General features: G+C 59.8%; 17 protein-coding genes. 5 read left to right on the top strand and 12 right to left on the bottom strand.

Annotated elements, in window-relative coordinates:
• Nucleotide 1: 1 nt before the first annotated feature.
• Nucleotides 2–697, bottom strand: coding sequence for an LON peptidase substrate-binding domain-containing protein (locus NZ746_01065; GenBank protein ID MCS6815947.1), 696 nt, complete (start codon nucleotides 695–697; stop codon nucleotides 2–4).
• A gap of 173 nt (nucleotides 698–870) precedes the next feature.
• On the opposite strand from NZ746_01065, the gene NZ746_01060 reads away from it, so the two are divergent.
• The 4 genes from NZ746_01060 (at nucleotide 871) to NZ746_01045 (ending at nucleotide 5130) form a co-directional block, all read left to right on the top strand.
• Nucleotides 871–1104: a KH domain-containing protein gene (locus tag NZ746_01060; GenBank protein MCS6815946.1), complete on the top strand. Its 234-nt coding sequence runs from the start codon at nucleotides 871–873 to the stop codon at nucleotides 1102–1104.
• A gap of 292 nt (nucleotides 1105–1396) precedes the next feature.
• Nucleotides 1397–1879, top strand: coding sequence for a (2Fe-2S)-binding protein (locus tag NZ746_01055; GenBank protein MCS6815945.1), 483 nt, complete (start codon nucleotides 1397–1399; stop codon nucleotides 1877–1879).
• A gap of 39 nt (nucleotides 1880–1918) precedes the next feature.
• Entirely contained in the window at nucleotides 1919–4246 is a 2328-nt protein-coding gene (gene cutA, locus NZ746_01050; protein MCS6815944.1) for a glyceraldehyde dehydrogenase subunit alpha, read from the top strand.
• Nucleotides 4247–4266: 20 nt separating this feature from the next.
• Complete coding sequence (locus NZ746_01045; protein MCS6815943.1) at nucleotides 4267–5130, top strand: xanthine dehydrogenase family protein subunit M; 864 nt, start codon at nucleotides 4267–4269, stop codon at nucleotides 5128–5130.
• Between the two features lie 92 nt (nucleotides 5131–5222).
• On the opposite strand, the gene NZ746_01040 is transcribed toward NZ746_01045, so the two are convergent.
• From NZ746_01040 to NZ746_01030, 3 genes are all read right to left on the bottom strand, one after another.
• The gene (locus tag NZ746_01040) at nucleotides 5223–8486 is read right to left on the bottom strand and encodes a TonB-dependent receptor (protein MCS6815942.1); all 3264 of its coding nucleotides are present in this window, start codon (nucleotides 8484–8486) and stop codon (nucleotides 5223–5225) included.
• A 273-nt stretch (nucleotides 8487–8759) separates the two neighbouring features.
• Nucleotides 8760–9719, bottom strand: coding sequence for an NDP-sugar synthase (locus tag NZ746_01035; GenBank protein ID MCS6815941.1), 960 nt, complete (start codon nucleotides 9717–9719; stop codon nucleotides 8760–8762).
• Complete coding sequence (locus NZ746_01030; GenBank protein MCS6815940.1) at nucleotides 9707–10297, bottom strand: class IV adenylate cyclase; 591 nt, start codon at nucleotides 10295–10297, stop codon at nucleotides 9707–9709. The genes NZ746_01035 and NZ746_01030 overlap by 13 nt, the downstream gene beginning before the upstream one ends.
• Nucleotides 10298–10971: 674 nt before the next feature.
• On the opposite strand from NZ746_01030, the gene NZ746_01025 reads away from it, so the two are divergent.
• Entirely contained in the window at nucleotides 10972–13041 is a 2070-nt protein-coding gene (locus tag NZ746_01025; GenBank protein ID MCS6815939.1) for an FG-GAP-like repeat-containing protein, read from the top strand.
• A 104-nt stretch (nucleotides 13042–13145) separates the two neighbouring features.
• Here NZ746_01025 and NZ746_01020 read toward each other — a convergent pair whose 3' ends face one another.
• From NZ746_01020 to NZ746_00985, 8 genes are all read right to left on the bottom strand, one after another.
• Nucleotides 13146–13982 carry a hypothetical protein gene (locus NZ746_01020; protein MCS6815938.1) on the bottom strand — a complete coding sequence of 279 codons (837 nt, stop codon included), beginning with the start codon at nucleotides 13980–13982 and terminating at the stop codon, nucleotides 13146–13148.
• Between the two features lie 249 nt (nucleotides 13983–14231).
• Nucleotides 14232–15041, bottom strand: coding sequence for a hypothetical protein (locus NZ746_01015; protein MCS6815937.1), 810 nt, complete (start codon nucleotides 15039–15041; stop codon nucleotides 14232–14234).
• A 169-nt stretch (nucleotides 15042–15210) separates the two neighbouring features.
• A complete protein-coding gene (locus NZ746_01010) occupies nucleotides 15211–16335 on the bottom strand; it encodes a D-alanine--D-alanine ligase (protein MCS6815936.1) in 1125 nt (374 codons plus the stop codon).
• 78 nt (nucleotides 16336–16413) lie between these two features.
• Nucleotides 16414–17325: an arginase gene (gene rocF / locus NZ746_01005; GenBank protein MCS6815935.1), complete on the bottom strand. Its 912-nt coding sequence runs from the start codon at nucleotides 17323–17325 to the stop codon at nucleotides 16414–16416.
• Nucleotides 17322–17990, bottom strand: coding sequence for a class I SAM-dependent methyltransferase (locus tag NZ746_01000; GenBank protein ID MCS6815934.1), 669 nt, complete (start codon nucleotides 17988–17990; stop codon nucleotides 17322–17324). The genes rocF and NZ746_01000 overlap by 4 nt, the downstream gene beginning before the upstream one ends.
• 34 nt (nucleotides 17991–18024) lie before the next feature.
• Nucleotides 18025–18582, bottom strand: coding sequence for an LOG family protein (locus NZ746_00995; GenBank protein ID MCS6815933.1), 558 nt, complete (start codon nucleotides 18580–18582; stop codon nucleotides 18025–18027).
• A 14-nt stretch (nucleotides 18583–18596) separates the two neighbouring features.
• The gene (asnS, locus tag NZ746_00990; protein ID MCS6815932.1) at nucleotides 18597–19892 is read right to left on the bottom strand and encodes an asparagine--tRNA ligase; all 1296 of its coding nucleotides are present in this window, start codon (nucleotides 19890–19892) and stop codon (nucleotides 18597–18599) included.
• 57 nt (nucleotides 19893–19949) lie between these two features.
• Nucleotides 19950–20288, bottom strand: coding sequence for a hypothetical protein (locus tag NZ746_00985; protein MCS6815931.1), 339 nt, complete (start codon nucleotides 20286–20288; stop codon nucleotides 19950–19952).
• Nucleotides 20289–20378 lie beyond the last annotated feature (90 nt).

Below are 20378 nucleotides of genomic sequence, written 5' to 3'. Positions count from 1 at the left end.
TTCAGTGAACCTGAGAGGGGGGCTTCCTTTGTCCATTCCACTTCGCTTCCACATGAGCGCGCGCGCGATGCTCGTAATCCGCCACGAGCTTCTCCAGATGGGTGAGCAACAACTCGAGTCGAGTCCGCGTGGAGACCAGCTCGAGGACCTGCTGCAGCTCTTCCGGCTGTTGCAGCACGGCGGCCGCGATCGTGAACGAGAGTCGCTCGGCGTTTTCTGGTAGGGCGACCGGTTGATCCGGCAAGTCTTGCAAGAGTCGCAGAGCGCGAAGGAGACGGGAGAAGAGTGCCGCGGCGTGAGCGACGAGGATCGTCACGGTCTCTCGCTCCTCGCCTTCCGGAGGGACATCCTCGAAGAATTCGACCTCCGCGAGCAAATAGGGATCGTGAGAGAGATACCGGCGGATTCGATAGCGATCCGTGCCAATAGTGAGAATATTGGCGCGGCCATCCATGAGCGGTTGGACATGCAAGATGTGTGCTGCACAGCCGATGCTTTCTAGGTCAGGAACGACCAATCGGCCGACCTCGGCGTCCGAATGATAGCTCAAGCCGAAGAGGCGATCGCCTTCCAGACAGTGCCGAAGCATGAGCTGATATCGCGGTTCAAAGATGTGCAGTGGAAGCCTCATCTCTGGAAGCAGCACGACTGGAAGCGGAAAGATCGGCAATCGCCTGCTGTCGTTGGTCTTCCTCATCGCGCTCTCCCCCTCTCTGTATGGCTTCGCGCGCTAAAGTGTAACATCTCAGGGCGAGGGGAGGAAGCCTCGCGCCTTCGGATGCCAGGAGCTATTGAAACTCCTGCCAAGAGTGTGTATGATAAACCCGCATTATCGGGTGAGAAAATCAGCGTATGGACGGTCCGGGTGGTATGAAGGAATTAGTCGAAGAGATCGTGAAAGCGATGGTGGATTATCCCGATCAGGTCCGCGTTCGGGAGGTCGCCGGAACGGGGACGATCGTCTACGAATTGCGCGTGGCAAAGTCCGATCTGGGAAAGGTCATCGGCAAGGGTGGGGAAAACGCTAAGGCGATTCGGACGATCCTCAGCGCAGCGGGGATGAAGCAGAAGAAGCGGGTGGGGCTGGAGATCCTCGAGGACTGAGCGGGCGAGGGCTCTTGTAGGGAAGACCTTTCATCGGACGCGTGCCGTTCCGATTGCCTGTAAGGGGTTGAGGCTCAAGGCGCGAAGTCCGTTCTCTGCGATCGTTCCGGCCATGGACCCGGCCAGGTGTTGGAGGATATTTTTTATTGCCCTTTGCTCATCGCCAAAGCGCGCGGAATTCTCACGAGATGGTACATTGAGCGTCTCGCAGGCCTTAAAAGAGCATCTCTTGACAAAGGTGTGGAAGCCGATCAATAATGACCGCCGAACTCTCCGCAGCAGGAGGTGAGGTGTGACGCGGACAATCGAAGTGGTCATCAATGGAGTGCCTTATCGTCATGAGGTGGAGCCCCGATTGCTGTTAGTCCATTACCTTCGAGATGTCGTCGGGTTGACGGGAACGCACATCGGGTGTGAGACGGGCCTGTGTGGGGCGTGCACCGTGTTGCTCAATGGAGCGGCGGTGAAGTCGTGCACCCTCTTCGCCGTTCAGGCGGATGGGGCGACGATCACGACCATCGAGGGACTGGCTGGGGACGGGCGGCTGCATCCGATTCAAGAGGGGTTTTGGCAGAAGCATGGGTTGCAGTGCGGCTATTGCACGCCGGGGATGATCTTGGCGGCTTATCAATTGCTGTCGCGCACGCTCGATCCCAGCGAGGAGGAGATCCGGCGAGGGATCGAGGGGAATCTCTGCCGCTGCACAGGATATCAGCATATCATCGAGGCCATTCGATATGCAGCGGAGAAGATGCGGGCAGCGCGGGGCGGATAATCTCGCTCAAGACGAACAAACCCGGAATATCAGGAGGGGATGGCAATGGGGAAGAAGGTCGTTGGCGAACCCATTCCGCGCGTGGAGGATCAGCGGTTGATCACAGGGCGATCGCAATACGTGGATGACATCGTGCGGCCGCGGATGGTCTACGCGGCGATTCTGCGCAGCATTTATGCCCACGCGCGCTTGAAGGCGGTGAATGTGGAGAAGGCGCGGCAAGCGCCTGGGGTGATCGCTGTTCTCACTGGGGAAGACGTGCGCGAGAAGATCGGTCCGGTTCCCGTAGCGAGCCGGTTGCCGGATTTGAAGATTCCCAAGCATCCAGTGCTGGCGGTGGGGAAGGTGAATTACGTCGGGGAGCCAATCGCCGTCGTCGTGGCGGAGAATCGGTATCTGGCGCGCGACGCCGTGGATTTGATCGAAGTGGAGTACGAACCGCTGGATGTCGTCGTCGATCCCGAGCAAGCGCTCGCCGATGGAGCGCCGGTGATTCACGAGGAGTTCGGGACGAACGTCGCCTTCGTATGGCAGTTGAGCGGGGGAGATATCGAGCGAGCCTTTCGTGAAGCCGATACGGTGGTCGCGCAGCGGATGGTGAATCAACGGCTCATTCCCGTTGCGATGGAGCCCCGTGGGGTCGTGGCGGAGTATCTCCCCGGTGAGGGGCAGCTCACCGTTTGGACTTCGACGCAGATCCCTCATCTTTTGCGCACGCAATTGGCCGCCATGTTGGGGATGGCTGAGAATCGCGTGCGAGTGATTGCTCCTGAGGTGGGGGGAGGATTTGGGAGCAAACTGAACGTCTATGCGGAAGAAGCTCTTGTGGGATATTTGGCCCTGCAGCTTGGTCGTCCCGTCAAATGGATCGAGACGCGGCGAGAGAATTTCCTTTCAACGATTCACGGGCGTGGACAGATCGCTGAGGTCGAGGCAGCCGTCAAGCGAGATGGGACGGTCCTCGGCTTGCGATACAAAATCATCCAGGACGTCGGCGCGTATCATCAACTGCTGACACCGGCGATTCCGACGCTGACGGGATTGATGGCAACGGGGCCCTATAAGATTCCCAATCTGCATGTTCAGGTCATCGGCGTGTTCACGAACAAGATGGCCACGGATGCGTATCGCGGAGCGGGGCGGCCCGAAGCCACCTACTTGCTCGAGCGCATGATGGATCGGATTGCGGGGGAGCTGGGCCTGGATCCGGTCGAGGTGCGGATGCGTAATTTCCCGCAACCTGAGGAGTTCCCATTTCCGACGGCTAGCGGATTGGCCTACGACAGCGGTAATTATCAACAGGCGCTGCGGCGTGCTGTGGAACTAGTCGGCTATGAGAAACTCCGACAAGAACAACAGCAGCTGCGACAGCAAGGGCGATATCTGGGCATCGGCATCTCAACGTACGTCGAGATTTGCGCTCTGGGGCCTTCGCCTGCACTTCCGGCGGGAGGATGGGAGAGCGCCACAGTACGCGTCGAGCCGACGGGAAAGGTCACCGTCTTGACCGGCGCTTCGCCTCATGGGCAAGGACAGGAAACCTCGTTTGCGCAGATCGTGGTCGATGAGTTGGGGGTTGAGCTAGCGGACGTTCGCGTCATTCACGGCGACACGGCCATTGTGCAATATGGGATTGGGACGTTTGGGAGTCGAGCGACGGCCGTCGGAGGAACGGCCGTCTACGGCGCATTGCAAAAAGTGAAGGAGAAGGCGACGCGTTTGGCCGCCCACTTGTTGGGCGAGGAGAATGTGGCCAACGTGGGATTTGAGGACGGGCGATTCTTCCTCAAGGATAATCCCGAACGTCGGGTGACCTTCCAAGAGGTAGCCTTGGCTGCCTACTTGGCGAAGAGCTTACCATCGGGAATGGAGCCTGGACTTGAAGCGACGTACTTCTTCGAGCCGAGCAATTTCACGTTCCCCTTCGGTGCGCACATCGCCGTCGTGGAGGTGGATCCGGAGACTGGGGATGTGCAGTTCCGACGCTATGTGGCCGTGGATGATTGCGGGCGAGTCATCAATCCGTTGCTCGTGGATGGGCAAGTGCATGGGGGGATTGTTCAGTCGCTTGGACAAGCGCTGCTGGAGGAAGCTGTGTATGACGAGAACGGACAGTTGGTGACGGGCGAGTTGACCGAGTATGCGATCCCGAAGGCGACGGATGTTCCGTGGTTCGAGACGGAGCGCACGGAGACGCCTTCGCCAGTGAATCCGCTCGGCGTCAAGGGAGTTGGTGAGGCGGGGACGATTGCCGCGACGCCTGCGATCGTCAATGCCGTCCTAGATGCGTTGGCACCATTTGGCGTGCGGCATCTGGATATGCCGCTGAAGCCCGAGAAGATCTGGCGGGCGATCCGCGGAGCGTAAGGCGGAGGAAGGAGACGCTTATGATCCCAACGACATTCGAGTACTTTCGACCGACCGCGCTCTCAGAAGCGCTCGCTCTTTTGGAGCAGCATAGGGATGAAGCGAAACTCCTAGCTGGCGGACATAGTTTGATCCCGCTCATGAAGCTGCGATTGGCGCAGCCGCGATACATCATTGATCTCGGCGGCGTGAAGGAGCTGTCATATATTCGGGAGTCGGGGGATCATCTGCTCATCGGTGCGATGACTCGACACGTGGAGGTGGAGACCTCCGAGGTGCTGCGGCAGCGATGTCCGCTTTTGGCGGAGACGGCGCACCAAATTGGAGATGTGCAAGTGCGGAATATGGGAACGATCGGAGGCAGCCTGGCGCATGCCGATCCAGCGGCTGATTATCCGGCGGCCATTTTGGCGTTGGGAGCCGAGCTGCGCGCCGTGAGCACACGGGGAGAGCGGTGGATCCCTGCCGAAGATTTCTTCGTGGACATGTTGACGACGGCTCTTGAACCGGGGGAGATTCTGGTGGAGGTGAAAGTGCCGGCGCTCGGGCCGCGCACAGGGGCGGCGTATGTGAAGGTCGCGCAAAAGGCATCTGGATACGCGCTATGTGGCGTGGCCGTCGTGCTCGCCGTGGATTCAAATGGCGTTTGTCAGGATGCAGCTGTGGGGATCACGGGCGTCGCGCCGAAGGCCTATCGCGCGCGGGCTGTTGAGGATGCGCTTCGGGGACGAATGCTGGACGCCTCCACGATCGCCGACGCTTCAGCGAAAGCTGCCGAGGGCATTGATCCGCTCGAGGACTTGCACGCTTCGGCGGAGTATCGCGCGCACTTGGCCCGCGTTTGGTGCCGACGGGCGATTGAACAAGCGCGCGCGAGAGTCTGAAGGGAAAAAAGAAAAGAAGCGAGGGGGTCACGATGCCCCTCGCTTCTTTTGACCTTCGAGGCCCGGCATCGCAAGCCGGGCCTCCTTGTGTTTCAGAAGTTATACCGCACGGTGAAGATCATGCTCCGGCCGCCAGGCGTCGCGCCGGTCAACCCCAGATGCGACCATCCGAGGTTCAGATCCGGCTGCGTCGGCCCCACCAGTGTCGTCTCCGACAGGAAGTTGGGCGGCGGATAGATGAACTGGCGATGGTTGAAGACGTTGAAGACTTCCCATCGGATTTGCAGGTTCTGGCTCTCGGTGATCCGGATCTCCTTCACCAGCGCCATGTCGAAGTTGTTCACACCCTCGGTCCGGAAGCGGTTCCGCCCGGAGTTCCCCACGATCCCCGAGTTCGTCCCGGGGACGATCCAGTAGGCGTTCGGGTTGAGCGGACGCCCATCCGCGCCAACACCCGTGACGAGCAGAGGATCTCCACCCGGATTGATCGAGACGCGTTGCGAGAAGGCGATCGTGGTGATCTGCCCGGGCAGGATGCCGAGCGCGTTGTTGTTGTTGAAGACCGAGTACGGCGTCCCCGACTGGAACGTGGTGATTCCGGAGAGGCGCCATCCCGAGAGCGTCTGCCGCAGGAATCCGCTCTCGCCCTTATAGCCCGGGATATCCCACACGTAGTTGATCACGAACCGATGCGGGCGATCGTAGATCGAGCGACCGCGATCCAATCGCGCATTGATGGGGTTGGCCGGCAGCGTTTGAGCCAGCCAGGCTCCCAGGATGTCATCGCTCGTGCTGATGTAACTGGAGTAGGTGTAAGCGGCGCCGAATTGCAGCCCGCGGCTCAGGCGCTTGTCCACGGAGACCTGCAGCGAGTTATACCAGGATTGCGCATGCCCATCGCCGACCAGGATGGACCCGCGCGCCGGATCCCTCAGGTACACAGGCTGTCCCCCTCGCGTGGTCAACTGCAGGAAGGGCAGGACGCTCTGATACGCGGACGGATTGCGATCCACTGCAGCCTTGAAGAAGCCGATGTTGGTCTCGTATTCGCGGACCAGCTTGAGCGCGCGCGTGCCGACGTAGCCGATGCTAATGACGTAATCGTTGAGGAACTGCCGTTGTAGCGTCAGGCTGTATTGGTTCGTGTAGGGCTGGCTGACGCGCTTGTTGAGGGAGAAGTACCGATACGGCAACAAGTCGGGATTTCCGCCCAAGCGCACGAAGTCCTGAGGTGTTGGCGGCGAAGGCCAGTTGCTGCGCAAGAAGAGCCGCTGACCAGAGATCGGGCCGAGCGCCACTTGCACACCACGTGGGTAGTTCCGCGAGGTGTTGAGCAGGATGTTCTGGAAGATCTGATCATAGGTGAGCGAGTAGCCACCACGAATCACGAGCTTGTCGCCACCAGTGAGCCATCCCCAGAATCCCGTCCGCTCGGTCTTCGGATTCCAGGCGAACCCGAAGCGCGGTCCCCAGTTGTTGATGTCCGGCTTCGCATTCGAGAAGTAGTTGAAGGGCGTCCCCGTGTATTCGTAGCGGAGGCCCAGATTGAGGGTCAAGGTTGGCGTGAGCCGGAGATCATCCTGGATGAACGCGCCCAGTTCGGTCAACCGGCTGGGAACATAGGCTTCGCCGGCATACTGGTTGAACGTCGCGTTCTCGTCGCGCAGGAAGGCGCGCAGGTTCGGATACGTCACCTGCCCATCCACGACCGGCGCGAAGAAGGAGTTCAACTGCACGCGACGAATGTCCACGCCCGCTCGCAGCGAATGGCGCCCGAACGTGAACGTGTACTTGTTCGCGTATTGGTAGATGTTGTCGGTGCGGAACTGCGGGAAGTTGACGTTCCCGAGGGTGAAGGCGCCTCCTACCCCACCGACGGAGAACGCCCCGAAGCGGCGCACCGTCTCGCCCAAGGGGAACGTGATGGCCCGGCGATTATAGGCGAAGCGGAATTCATTCACCGCGCGCGGCGAGAAGACGTGCGTGTGAACGAGTGTCAAGCTCTGGTTCCGCACGGCCGTGCCGATCTCCTGTCCGCGCAGCGAGGCCGGTGTCCCCGGATCGTCGCTGTCGTCGAAGAGGTAACGGCCGAAAATCTGATCCTTCTCGCCGAAGCGATGATCGAGCCGCGCCAGGAACCGATGGAAGTTCGTATCGTACTTGAGCGTCTCGACAGCTCCGCGATTGAAACGGGCGAAGGGAATCAACAGCGCCGGTTGTCCAGGCGCCGCCACGTTCACGTTGAATCGGGTCGAGAAGTCATTGGCTACGGGGAACGTATTGGCAAGGAAATCGATCGCCTCCGGTCGGAACCCTTGAGCCGCGGCATTCGCTCGAATGAGGTCCAGCCCTTCGCGCGTGATCGCATTGCGCGCGGCCGATCCGATCGTGCTGCGGAACAGGTCGAAGTCGTAAGATCCGAAGAAGAAGGTCTTCTCCCGGATGATCGGACCGCCGATTGTGAACCCTCCGAGGTTATCCACAGTCGGATTCTTCGCTGAGCGCAACGCTTGATGCTTAGGCAGACCTTGCTGCAAGGCTCCTCGATATACGCGCTCCTGCTGCAGGGTCAGAGCGTTCAACCCGTTGCCCGCCCACGTCCAGTGCAACGTTCCGTGGTATTCGTTCGTCCCCGACTTGGTGATGACGTTGATGACGGCTCCGGAATTGCGCCCTTGCTCCGCATTGAAGTTGTTCGTCACAATCTGAAATTCAGCGATCGCCTCAGGAGGAACCGTCTGACGCGGGATCGAGAGCGAGTCGTCATTGTTGTTCGAGCCATCCAAATTGAAGTTGTTCGAACGGGAACGTCCGCCGCTGGTGGCGAAGCCGGAGCCGGGCATACCGGGGATATTCGGAACCGTCCCGGGAACCAACAACGCCAAGCCCGTCAGCGTATTGCGCCCGGGTAGCTCGAAGACCTGCCGGCTTTCAATAGACTTCGCCACTCGTGCTTCCGTGCGTTCGAGCAGCTCGGCCGCTGTCGCCGTCACCTCCACGACTTCCGCGATCTCCCCCACCTGGAGTTGAATGTCCACGCGCGTAATGGCCACCGCGCGCACAGCGATCTTCGTGCGAACCTCCTTCTTGAATCCAGGATTTTCGACGGTAATCGTGTAGTTCTCTCCGATCGGGAGCGAATCCGCACGATAAAATCCCGTCTCGTTCGTCGTCAGGACGCGCGTCAATCCCGTGTCCTCGTTCTTGATCGTGACCGTCGCCCCTTGGATGGGATCGCCTCGGGGATCCGTCACGACACCGGAGATGGATCCCAAGATCGTTTGAGCACCCGCGAGGCTCGCCCCGAAAGTCCAGAGCAAGCTCGCGATGAGCGCGAACGCAGCGAGTCGTCTCATATCGCCACCTCCTTCTCTACCTTCTCGAAGTCGGGTTGCCTCCTGCGGGAGGCAACCGCATGCTTTTTAAGCAAGCGGCGTGCCAAAACCCTCTATTTCCTTTCTCACGGCTTCTCAGGGAGTTAGCTGAAAAGGACGCGGGCGGACCAGGACCGAATCTCCGAGGCTTCGGAAATTCCCTCCAGGATTCTGGAAGATGGGTGGCCGAAATCTCGAATTTTTATGCGAAAATGTGGAAGTTCGTGATGAGCCGAAGGGTTAGCGCGGGCGTCCTCAGAACGGGACAAGAAGGTTCTGACCCACGATCGTTCCCGCCGAAGGGGATGGGCATAAGGCGGCGCGAACAACGGCGACGCGCTCGAGATCGCTTCCTGGAGGGATCGTCACGTCGTCGCCGATGATGCACTGCCGCAAGCGTGCCCCTCGCCCGATGCGAACGCGCTCCCAGAGGACGCTTTCCCTCACCTCTGCGTCATCTTCGATGACTGTTCCCTCGCCAGCGATGAAGGATCTTCCTTCGCGGCGGAGGAAGGCGAGACTCGCGTTCAAGTAGCGCTCTAATGTGCTCAGTTCGTACCACTGGCCTTCGGCGATATAGGCAGCGATGCATTGTCCGGATGCGATGGCGCGCGGATAGACGTCCATGGTCGTATGCGAGAACACGCCGCGCGGAATGAAGTCGAAGATCTCCGGCTCGACGACTTGAATGCCTGTGAAGAGCAATGGCGCGTGATCGCCCGGCATCTCCTGGGGAGAGGGCATTCCGCCGAAGCGCACGATCTTCCCATCGCCGTCCACTTCGACGATGCTGAAGCGCTCGCGCTGCAGATTCTTCATGAGCACGAGCGTCGCCAAGGCGGCACGTCGCCGGTGGGCGTCGCACACGGCATGCAGGTCAATATCGGTGATGATCTTGCCGTTGATGACGAGAAACGTCTCGTCCTGGAGCAAATGACGGACTTTGTCCAGCGCGCCGCCCGTCCCCAGAATCTCCGGTTCCTCCGAATAGAAGACGCGCACGCCCCAAGCCGAGCCATCGCCGACGACGCGACGGATGGACTCCCCTTGGTGATGAAGGTTGATGATCACGTCGGTGAACCCGTAGTGCTTCAGATACTCGATGAGGCGAACGATGATCGGCTTGTTGAGGAATGGGACGGCGGCTTTAGCGCGATCGGCCGTCAAGGGCCACAGTCGCGTGCCCAAGCCCGCCGCTAAGATCATCGCGCGCATCGGACATTCTCCTCTTCAAAGAGCATGTCCCCGAAGGGCTTGCCCTGGACCCGGCAGAATTCTGCGTACAGGGTCGGATAGCTCGCGCGAAGAAGCGGCTTCTTCCGCAAGCGGAATCGCTCGAGGAACTCCCAAATGCTCGCTTCGTCTCCCTCGAGTTCCAAGAAGTTCCCGATGGGCGTTTCGTCGAACATGACCGAGAGCGCGGCTCCCGAAGGAAGCTGTACGCGATATTCAGTGCGGTACTTCTGGTACCGATAAATCGGCCGAAGGCCCAGCCGTTCGAAGATCGCGAGTGCGCGCTCGGGATGGCGGACTTCCGTCTCGATTTCTTCACGGACCTTTAGTCGGGGGTGAGCAAGAGACGGCCCCTTGAAAGTCAGCGTCCCGCGATCTGCCACGCGGCGAATACGCAAGAGGCGGCCAGCACGTTGAAGGCGTCCGTCCTCGAAGTCGAGGACCCAATTCTCCTCAAAATGGCGCGGCCTCACCAAACGTACATCCGGCTCCGCGAGTCCATCCAGGGGATTGCCCTCGACAGGAACCTTCACTTCCGTCTCGATGTCTCTCGTCCCCATACGACTCGTTGGTTCTCGTGTTGCGACTGACCCGCCATCTGCACGCGATGAAAATACCCAAGCCGCTTAGGGAAAGCAAGGGCGCTTGGCGTCCATCTCGCTGATAGAGGCTAACGGCGCTTGTGGAAGAGTCACAATCTCGGGGATCGGGCAGGGGGAATTGCAGCGCATACTCGGCGTCATCCTCTCCTCAACGGGTGTTCACTGAGTCGGAGGTCGCTATGCGCGGCGCGTTCTTGATTCCAGGCTTCTCAGGCGCGGCGACGTTCGGCCTGATATGGCCCTTCGTTGGATGATGGAGGGGAAAGGCGGCAATATGGCAGGAGGTCGCAGCCGTATTCTCGGCCCTGCCGGCGACGATCGGGAGGATCGTCATCGCCCTCCGGTACGATCGCAGTTGCGAGGCCGGGCGAGAGATCATCGAGCTACTGGCCATTCAGTCGAAGATCGGTGCGAGTTCACGTGCGCGTTGGGAGCCGCGCCGTTTGGCCTCCACCGATAGTGAAGACCTTGCTCGTGAACGTCCTCTCAACGCTGTCCGAACGGTGGACGAATGAAGGTATTATCCCCCCACTTCCTTTTGCTATAATCCCCGCCGGTTAACGGGAGGGAAGCGGCATATGCCTTCAGGAGGATAGGGTCGCTCCCTTTATCTCCCTCGAGGAGGATTGGCTATGAATAGCAGAATTCTTTCAGCATTCGCCATTGGCATCGTGGTTTTCGCCCTCATGCGAAGTCCAGCGATCATAAGCGCGAGTATTCTGGTCGTGGATGACGATGGCCAAGCTACGGCTGCGAATTGCGACGCTTCGGGGGCAGCCTTCACAAGTATTCAAGGGGCCGTTGGAGCGGCTGCCCCTGGTGATACGATCCTCGTATGTCCGGGAGTTTATAGCGAGCAGGTGACGATCAATAAGAACGGCCTGACCGTGCGTTCCTTCGATGGCTCGGCCGTCGATAGCACGCCCAATACAATCATTCGGCCCGGCGAGTTGGTCCCGGCCGCCGTCCGCATTACAGGTAATGGCGTGACCTTCCAAGGGTTCGTTGTGGAAGACACGACAGCGGGTAGCCATCCGCATGCCCACCGTGGCGTCTTCGTTCAGGGAGATGGGAATCGCGTGTTCAACAACATCGTGAGAGGTCGAGGGGCGACGACCTATAGCGATTGGGGAATTCTTGTACGAGGCGGGGGCGTCGGAGATGGGGTTGCCAAGGACAACATCATCGAGGGGAACCAAGTCGTCCAGATTCATGACAATGGGATTCTCGCCGTGAGCGTCGCAGCCAACAATGCGGCTTCGGGCACGATCATCCGTCGTAACCGGGTATGGGGAATCATGGGCAACGGGATCGCCGTTGATCGCGCGCCGGGCACGATTGTTGTGGGGAATACAGTGGAGGCGAGTGAGATCGGGCTTCTCTTCAAATCGACGGCCACGCTTCCGGCTTCAAGCTCCTTTTTCCATTGCAACAACGTGGTGGGGAATGATGTTGGGGCGCAGAATGAGGCTACCGATGGCCGCATCATGGACGCTCGATATAATTGGTGGGGTGATGCGCGGGGTCCTTCGGGCATTGGCCTTGGGAACGGCGATCCTGTGATGACGGCGCAGGTCGAGTTCGCGCCATGGTTGGTCAATCGTGCCCTCGGTCCGCAGTGCCAGATCGCGGCGGTCACGTTGAGTGGTGAAGCCCCAGCCATCGTCAGCATCTCCTTCATGAGTCCTGTCCTCACGACTCTCGGCGAAGAAGGTTTGGAGCCCAATCTCGGATTAGTCGTCGCCGATTTCGAGCAAGATCAGATCGTGGTGTATCTCGGAAATGGAGATGGAACGTTTCGTCGGTTCAAGAGTTATGCTGTCGGAGATGGGCCTGTGGCTCTCGCTGTCGGTGATGTGAATCAGGATGGACGAACAGACGTGATCGTGGCGAACATGCTCGCAGATAGCCTCTCTATTGCGTATGGCCGTGGGGATGGAACGTTCGAACGAATTGTCCACGTCCCTGTGATCGGGAAGCGCCCGCGTTCGATCGTGGCGGGGGATTTCAACCGAGACGGTTACGTGGATGCTGCCGTGGCTAATATGGGGTCAAACGACATCGCCATTTTCCTCGGACGAGCGGATGGGAGGCTTCCGCAGGCGGATACAGTCCGGATCTCTGACGACGGGAAACCGAGCGCTCTTGTGGCTGCCGATTTCAATCGGGATGGAACGCTCGATCTGGCCGTCGCGAATTCGAGCTCCAATACTGTTGTGCTACTTATTGGTGATGGTCAGGGACGATTCAGGCAGGCCGGAACCTGGGCGGTAGATGAAGGGCCGGTCGCGCTCGCTGTTGCCGACCTCAATGCAGATGGATGGGTGGATCTGGCTTCAGCGAACATGAATGCTGGAAGTGTGTCATTGCTTCTTTCTGCGGAGAGGGGAGGCCGATTTTTCCGTCGGGATGTTCTCGTCGGACAGGTGCCCTTGTCTCTCACGAGCGGGGAATTTATCAGAGGCCTCGCGGGGATCGCCGTAGCGAATTTCGCGGAGGGCACGGTGTCTCTGGTCATGGCCAAGAATGGGCGTGCGTTTGCCCCTTCCACGCTTTTGAGGGCCTTAGCTGATCCCGTCTCGCTCACGAGCGGGGATTTCAATAACGATGGATTGCTTGACATTGCCGTCCTCGGAATCGTGAGGCGAGATCCAGTGGCATTGGTGAACGTCGGAGGCGGACGCTTCCAGCTCAAAAGGTGAGGGGAGGCCGAAACATGGCCCATTGTGGGTTCGAGGACGGGGAGCGCCCAACTGAGCTCCCGGCCCACGTCAAGATCGGTCTTCACTAGGCGGCAGGTAGGGGCCTAGCGAAATTGAAAGCTTTGCAGAGCAAGCTCTCTTTGTGAGAGCGTGGTACAAGGGCGAGCTTGGCTGACCAAGTAGATGACCCCAGTTCGGCCGGTGTCCAGCCGATGCGCCGGGTCCAGCTCGGCGTAGACGCGATATCTCGCGCCGGATGCTGTGGTGAGTTCCGCGCGCAAGGTCGGAACATCCGAGTCCGATTCGTCGAGGGCGATCGTCAACCGCATCGGAGCGAAGCGTCGCAGGAGAGGAATCACCTTCAGGGCCAAAAGCTCGAGTTCGGAATTGGACATCTGGAGCAGCCCCAGGATCGAGTACCCTTGCCACATAGGCGCCTCTACATCGGGGACAAAATCGGGATCAAGGACCGTGAGGTCGCCGACGAAGGCACCATACCATGTCGCTCCGGTATCACGAATCGTGACGATGAACAGCTCATTCGCTACAGTGGTGATGACATCAACATCCCGTAAGCACACAAATCCCCCTGTGGGCAGCGCCAACTTCCCCCCGATGGTCGCGTTATTGAATTGAAATAGAGCGGTGGCTTCAGATGCGCCCTCGTTCGAGCGCAAAAGATGCAGGTGCTCTCGATTGCGCATCGGATCGGCGTCGAAGCCGTTGATGAAGATGAACCCACGTCCGTTTTGGGTACTCGGTCCAACACCAGCGACCGGCCGCGCGAGTTCAATCCAGCCTGGCCAGCAATTCTTGCAAGAGGCTGTGAACCGTTCCGTCTGCATGCCCGTTTGGGCTGATGGGGTCAGAGGAAAGAAGGCGAGGGTAAGAAGGCCGAGGATAGCTCGTCGTGTCCTCCGACTCCACTTGTTTTCGCGCATAGTCACCTCCGCACGTGCTGGAGAGCATAGCAACTCCGCGAGACAAAGCAATCGGATGAGGGGAGGATTTCCTGACGGAAAGCGCCGTATTCCTCGAGGCCGTCGTCCCTATTGGCAGCGAGCGTGGGACATTCACACGCCTCATATTCCGCATGAGCCTCCGTCGTCGCTCTGTTCGTTCCACGCGAAGCGACCCGGCACAAAATAAGAGATTTCGGGTAATATGTCAAGCCATATTTTGCCCTCGCTTCACCGCACGAGGAACGAGCGTACGGCGATCTCTCGCTGCACGAGGTTCGCACACGGCGAACCGTTACCGACCATGTAGACGATGCCCGCGCGTCCGCTCGGACGCCCATCCGCCGGATCGAGGGGGTGACTGATCTCGAGGGATCGCCCAGAGGCGAAGCGATACACGGCCAGAAGTTGCGGGCCTTCGGGCGTCTCTTCGATCGCCACCCGGAGGCGGATCGGAGAGAATCGGGTGATTTGCGGAATCACCACAAGCTTTCGCACTCGAAACTCCCCTCCGCTTTTCTCCATGAGCCCTACAGTCGTATAGCTCTCAGCTCGCTCCGGTCGTGGGGCGAATTCCGGTTCCAGAAGCGTGAGGTCTCCTAGAAACGCTCCGTACCAATTGCGGCCATCATCGCGCAAGGTCAAGATGAATAGCTCGTCGGTGACGAAGGCGGGTAGATAGGACTGCGGGAGGCAGTGGAAATTCCCATTGGTTAGGAGGAGGCGTCCCCCGATGGTCGCATTGTTGAATTGGAATTCGGCTACGACCTCCGTGACCCGCTCGGCCCGGCTGAAGTGGAGGTGGGCTTGATTCAAGGTGGGATCGTCGAAGCTCCCATTGATGAACAGAAAAGCCAATCCGTTTTGAGCACACGGGCCAACCCCGCGTAGCGGTCGAAGGAGTTCATTCCATCCCGGCCAACAGTTCGAGCATCGGGAGGAGAAGTTGGCCGCGATGTACGAGGACTCAGCGCGCGCCGCGGGCCATGCGGCGAGCCAAATCGCGATCACCCAAATCGGCCATTTACACTTCGTCCCCACCGCTCCCTCTCGCAGAATCCGGGAGCAAAGGACGTGCCGAGAGTCGGATGAGGGATCGGGAGACAGTTAAGCGTTTGAGTGAGCGTGCGTTAGGGACGACGAAGGGAGGAGAGAAGGCGGCGCCTTCCATTTCGGCTGTGAAAAGATCGTTTCGCTTAGGCGGGCGCGATCAGCGATTGAGTAAGAGGGGAAGTTCTTCGTAGCTCGTTCGCGATCGCGATTTCTCGCGGTGGCGTTCGAGTGCTAGCTCGATCAAGCGATCAATGAGCTGGCTGTAGGGAATGCCGCTCGCCTCCCAGAGCTTCGGATACATGCTGATCTCCGTGAAGCCTGGCATCGTGTTGATCTCGTTGATGAGGATCCGATTCGTGCCGCGTTCCAGAAAGAAGTCCACGCGAGCCAGCCCCGAGCCGTCGATGGTCTGAAATGCGCGGATGGCCAGGCGTTGAAACTCTCGGACTAAGCGTTTGGGGAGTTTGGCCGGGATGATGAGCTGGGCAGCGTTGTTGATGTATTTGTCGGCGTAGTCGTAGAACTCAGCCCCTGGGACGATCTCGCCCGGGATACTGGCGATCGGATCCTCGTTGCCAAGGACGCTGACTTCGATCTCGCGGCAGGTGATGGCTTCTTCGATCATGATCTTGACGTCATACTTGGCCGCGAGGGCGATGGCATCGGCCAGTTGCGCGCTCTTTTTCACTTTCGAGATCCCGACCGAAGAGCCAAGGCTGGCCGGTTTCACGAAGCACGGCAGGCCAATCTCTTGCTGTGCGCGTCGCAAGAGAGAGCGAGGGGAGCGCTCCCATTCTGTTCGCCGAAAGGCGATGAACCGGACGACGGGCAATCCGGCTTCGCGAAAGAGCCTCTTCATGACGTCCTTATCCATCCCCAAGGCCGAAGCCAGCACACCGCAGCCGACGTATGGCACGTTCGCCATTTCGAAGAGGCCCTGGATCGTTCCATCTTCCCCATACGGCCCATGCAGGACGGGGAAGAAGACGTCCACCTTCTCCTGGCGAATTGCCCGTAGCTCGCCGTCGAAGCGGACGAGCGCCGCCGTCGTCGGATCCGGCAGCAACGCGACCGGTTGTCCAAGGTCACGAAGGACGTCCTGGGGCAGAAGCTTCGTGGAGTCCATCGGAGAGAGCCATCGGCCTTCCTTGGTGATCGCGATCGGGAGGATCTCGTATTTGCTCTTGTCCATGGCGCGAATGATCGAGGCTGCCGATCGCAAGGAGACCTCGTGCTCTCCAGACCGACCGCCAAAGATCACCGCCACGCGCAGCTTCCTCATCGCCGTCCCGCCTCCGCTGTTTGGAAGTATACACGCTCGAATACGTTGGCTTCCACCATGAAGACGCGAAACATCGCGTCACAAGATGCGCTTCCCGAATGCGGAGAGAGCGAGTTCGACAGCGAATTCCGCCGTATGATTGCGCACATCGAGCACAGGATTCACCTCCACGATCTCCAACGAGAGGAGCTTCTGGGAGTCGGCGATGAGCTCCATGGCCAAGTGGCCCTCGCGATAAGTCGCACCGCCCGGCACGGGGGTGCCCACGCCCGGGGCATAAAAGGGGTCGAAGAAGTCCATGTCGAGGCTGACGTGAAACCCCACCGTCCCTCGGGAAGCGATCTCGATGGCGCGTTCCATGACGGCGCGCATGCCCAGCTCGTCCAGTTCCCGCATCGTGAAGACCGCGATGCCGCTTCGACGAATGTTCTCCCGTTCGAGCGGGTCCACATCTCGCACGCCGATGAGGACGCAGCAGGAGGGGTCTAGCTTCGGACGGAATCCCTTCAGATCGGTCAGCTCCGGCACGCCTAGGCCGAGTGAGACGGCATAGGGCATGCCATGAATATTACCCGATGGCGTCGTCTCGGGCGTGTTCATATCGGCGTGCGCGTCAAACCAAAGGACGCCGATTTTCTCTCCGCGTCGGTGATAGTGCGAAGCCAATCCCGCGATCGTCCCAATGGAGATGGATTGATCGCCACCCAGCACCAAGGGGATCGCTCCCTCAGCGACGACCTGCTCGACGCGATCGGCCAGCAGGCGATTGACGTCAGCGACCTCGGCCAAGTACTTCATGCGCGGATCGGTGATCCGCAAGACTTCTGGGATGTTGACGGGGAGATTCCCCAAGTCCTCAACGATATATCCGAGCTGAATCAACCGCGGCTGAAGACCTGCAATGCGGAGCGCTGAAGGGCCCATGTCTACCCCTCGACGGTTCGCGCCGAGGTCCATGGGCACACCGATGATTTTGATCGGGCGCTTCATGAGGCTTTCCATGCGCGCACGAGCGAGAGGACGGGCCATCCTTGAAAACGCGGCCGCTCTAGGCCGCGAACGAAGATTTGGGCGAAGCCAACCGCGCGTAAAAGTTCGGCCAAGCGATCGGCAGTATAGAAGGTCGCCTCTGCTTCCTCCGAATCCCGACGAATATAGCGATAGAAGGCTCGTCGCAGTCGCAAAAAGAGCGAATCGCACGGCGTCCCTTGCAATAGGCGCTCGGTCAGGACGAACCGGCCTCTGGCGGCGAGCACACGATGCGCTTCGCGGGCAAGATGCGGGACGTTCAGATGCCGTACGCCGGCCGCACAACTGACGACGTCGAACTGCGCGTCCTCGAAGGGGAGACGATGTGTCGTCGCCACGCGCCATTCGATCTTACTCTCAGCGGCCAGGCCGAAGGCGCGCGCTTCAGCTCGCAAGCGCTCCATCTGCGCTTCGGTGAAGCTGAGGCACACGACGCGCCCTCCGGGCTCGACCAGCCGCGACAGCTGAAGAGCTGTTCCGGCCGTCTCCCAAGCGATATCGAGGACCCGCGCTCCAGGTCTGACGTCAGCCATCTCCAGGAAGCGGATCCACCACGCGCGAAATATTGCGCTGGAAGAAGAACTACCCCATCGGCTTCCACGATGAGAAACCTCATGCGCGAGCATTCGCTCTTTTCGATCCACGAGGACGTTCATCGCCTCACGACGCTCCGGTCGAAATCCCCCGCGGCACGCGCCGACAGATTTCACGCACGGCTTCTTCGGCCGAGGACACGCATACGACGGCCGAGAGGTCTTGCGGGCGAAACGCCAAATGCTCCAGAAAGCTCGCAAGAATCGGGTCCCAGCACTCGCCCAGCAAGATCAGAGGGCGACCCGATGCCGATTGCTCGATGAGAGCGAGGTTCCAGAAGAGAGCGATCTCGGCGAGCGTCCCGATCCCCCCTCGCAAGGCGACGAACCCATGCGCTAATTCGCTGACGACCTTCAGCCGCTCCAGGAGATCGCGCGTACGAATCTCGCGCGAGAGATAAGCGTTTGGTGGCTCCGAGAAGACATCCACGGTGACGCCCCAGGAATCACCCCCTGCAAGCCACGCTCCGCGATTGGCCGCTTCCATGACGCCCGCATATCCGCCCGTGCACACCGTGTATCCCGCTTCTGCGAGCTGCCGGCCCAAGCGTTCCGCTTCCCGATATTCCCACTCTTCGGGCTGACAACGCGAGCTGCCGAAGATGGAGATGACGGGACGATGCATCGTGGTTCGCCCGATCAAGGCTTAAGGCGATAGAGCATGCGTGGGAAGGGAATGGCCTCCCGCACGTGCTCCAGACCGCAGATCCACGCTACCGTGCGCTCGATCCCCAATCCGAAACCCGCATGGGGAACGGAACCGTAGCGCCGTAGGTCGAGATACCACTCGAAGGCTTCCTCCGGCAAGTTATGCTCGCGAATCCGCTGCTTGAGCAATTCGAGCGAAGCGATGCGTTGACCGCCGCCGATGATCTCTCCATAGCCCTCGGGGGCGAGCATGTCCACGCAGAGGGCCAGCTCCGGGCGTTCCGGATCCGGCTCCATGTAGAACGCCTTCACCGCTACCGGGTACCGGTGGATCATCACGGGCTTATCGAATTGCTCAGATAAGTACGTTTCGTGCGGCGCGCCGAAGTCATCTCCCCACGAGAACTCGAAGCCTCCTTCCCGAAGCCGTTCGACCGCTTCGTCGTAGCGGATCCGTGGGAACGGCGGGCGGATGTTCTCCAAGCGCGAGATGTCGCGCTCGAGCACCTGCAGTTCCGCGCGCCGTCGTTCCAGCACGCGCTCGATGATGAAGGTCACCAGTTGCTCGGCCAGCTCCATGATGTCTTCCAACGTCGCATAGGCGACTTCCGGCTCGACCATCCAGAACTCCGTCAGATGGCGTCGCGTCTTGGAACGCTCCGCTCGAAAAGTCGGGCCAAAGCAGTAGACTTTCCCGAAGGCCATACACGCCGCTTCATTGTAGAGCTGGCCGGATTGCGTCAGGTAGGCCTTCTGATCCTCGAAATAGTTCACCTCGAAGAGCGTCGTCGTCCCTTCGCAAGCCGCTGGGGTGAAGATCGGCGCATCGCAGAGTACGAAGCCATTGGAATCCAGGAACTCCCGAATGGCGCGAATCACCTCGTGGCGGATCTTCAGGACAGCATGCGGGCGACGGGAGCGGAGCCAGAGATGCCGATGGTCCAGGAGGAACTCAATCCCATGATCCTTCTTCCCTAACGGATACGGTTCGGCGACACTGACGACCTCCACATCATGGATCTCGATCTCGTATCCCCCGGGCGCGCGTTTCTCCTCTCGAACCGTGCCGCGCACGATGAGCGAGGATTCCTGTGGCAAGTGATCTAAATCCTCCCACACGCGCTCGGGGACTTGCGTCTTGAGAACGACGCCTTGGATGATTCCGGAGCCGTCTCGAATTTGCGGGAACATGATCTTGCCGCTGGAGCGCTTGTTGTAGAGCCATCCCTTCAGGATGACCTCCTGACCCACGTACTGGGCGATCTCGCTCACGTAGACATGCTTCATCGTCGTTCCCCTCGCCCGAAACTTATGGCCTTCTAATCCTATCGCAGGTGGCGCGATTCAGGCCAGTTGTTTCCATCGGAGGAGGATCAGACCAGCGATCCCCACACCGATCGCCGCACGGATGAGATGGTCTGCGATCGAAACATCTCCCGAGGAAGAAAGGTCCATATAGAGAGCCAGCCCGCTGAGGACGACCAACGTCGCGAAGGCGACGATGGCAGCCCATTTCCGAGAGCGCCACAGCCCGACGGCCGAAGCCACCTGGGCGAATCCCACCAACGCGAATCCGAGCTGCGGCCGGAGCGGAACGCCATATGCATCCGCGAAGATCCCCCCAAGCAGATTCAAGATCCCATAGACGCCCTGAATGGCCGCAACGACTCTCAGAATCTCCATGGCTTTCGTCCACGCTTCGAATTCCTCAAGATATGCGGCCCAATGGTAGCGCGAGTCTCCGCGATTCGCCAAGCCCTCAGCGAACGTCAT

Source organism: Blastocatellia bacterium (genome assembly GCA_025055075.1).
In the GTDB taxonomy this organism is placed as follows: domain Bacteria; phylum Acidobacteriota; class Blastocatellia; order HR10; family HR10; genus HR10.
The sequence above is the reverse complement of the archived record's forward strand: the minus strand, read 5'-3'. Positions and strand labels throughout refer to the sequence as shown.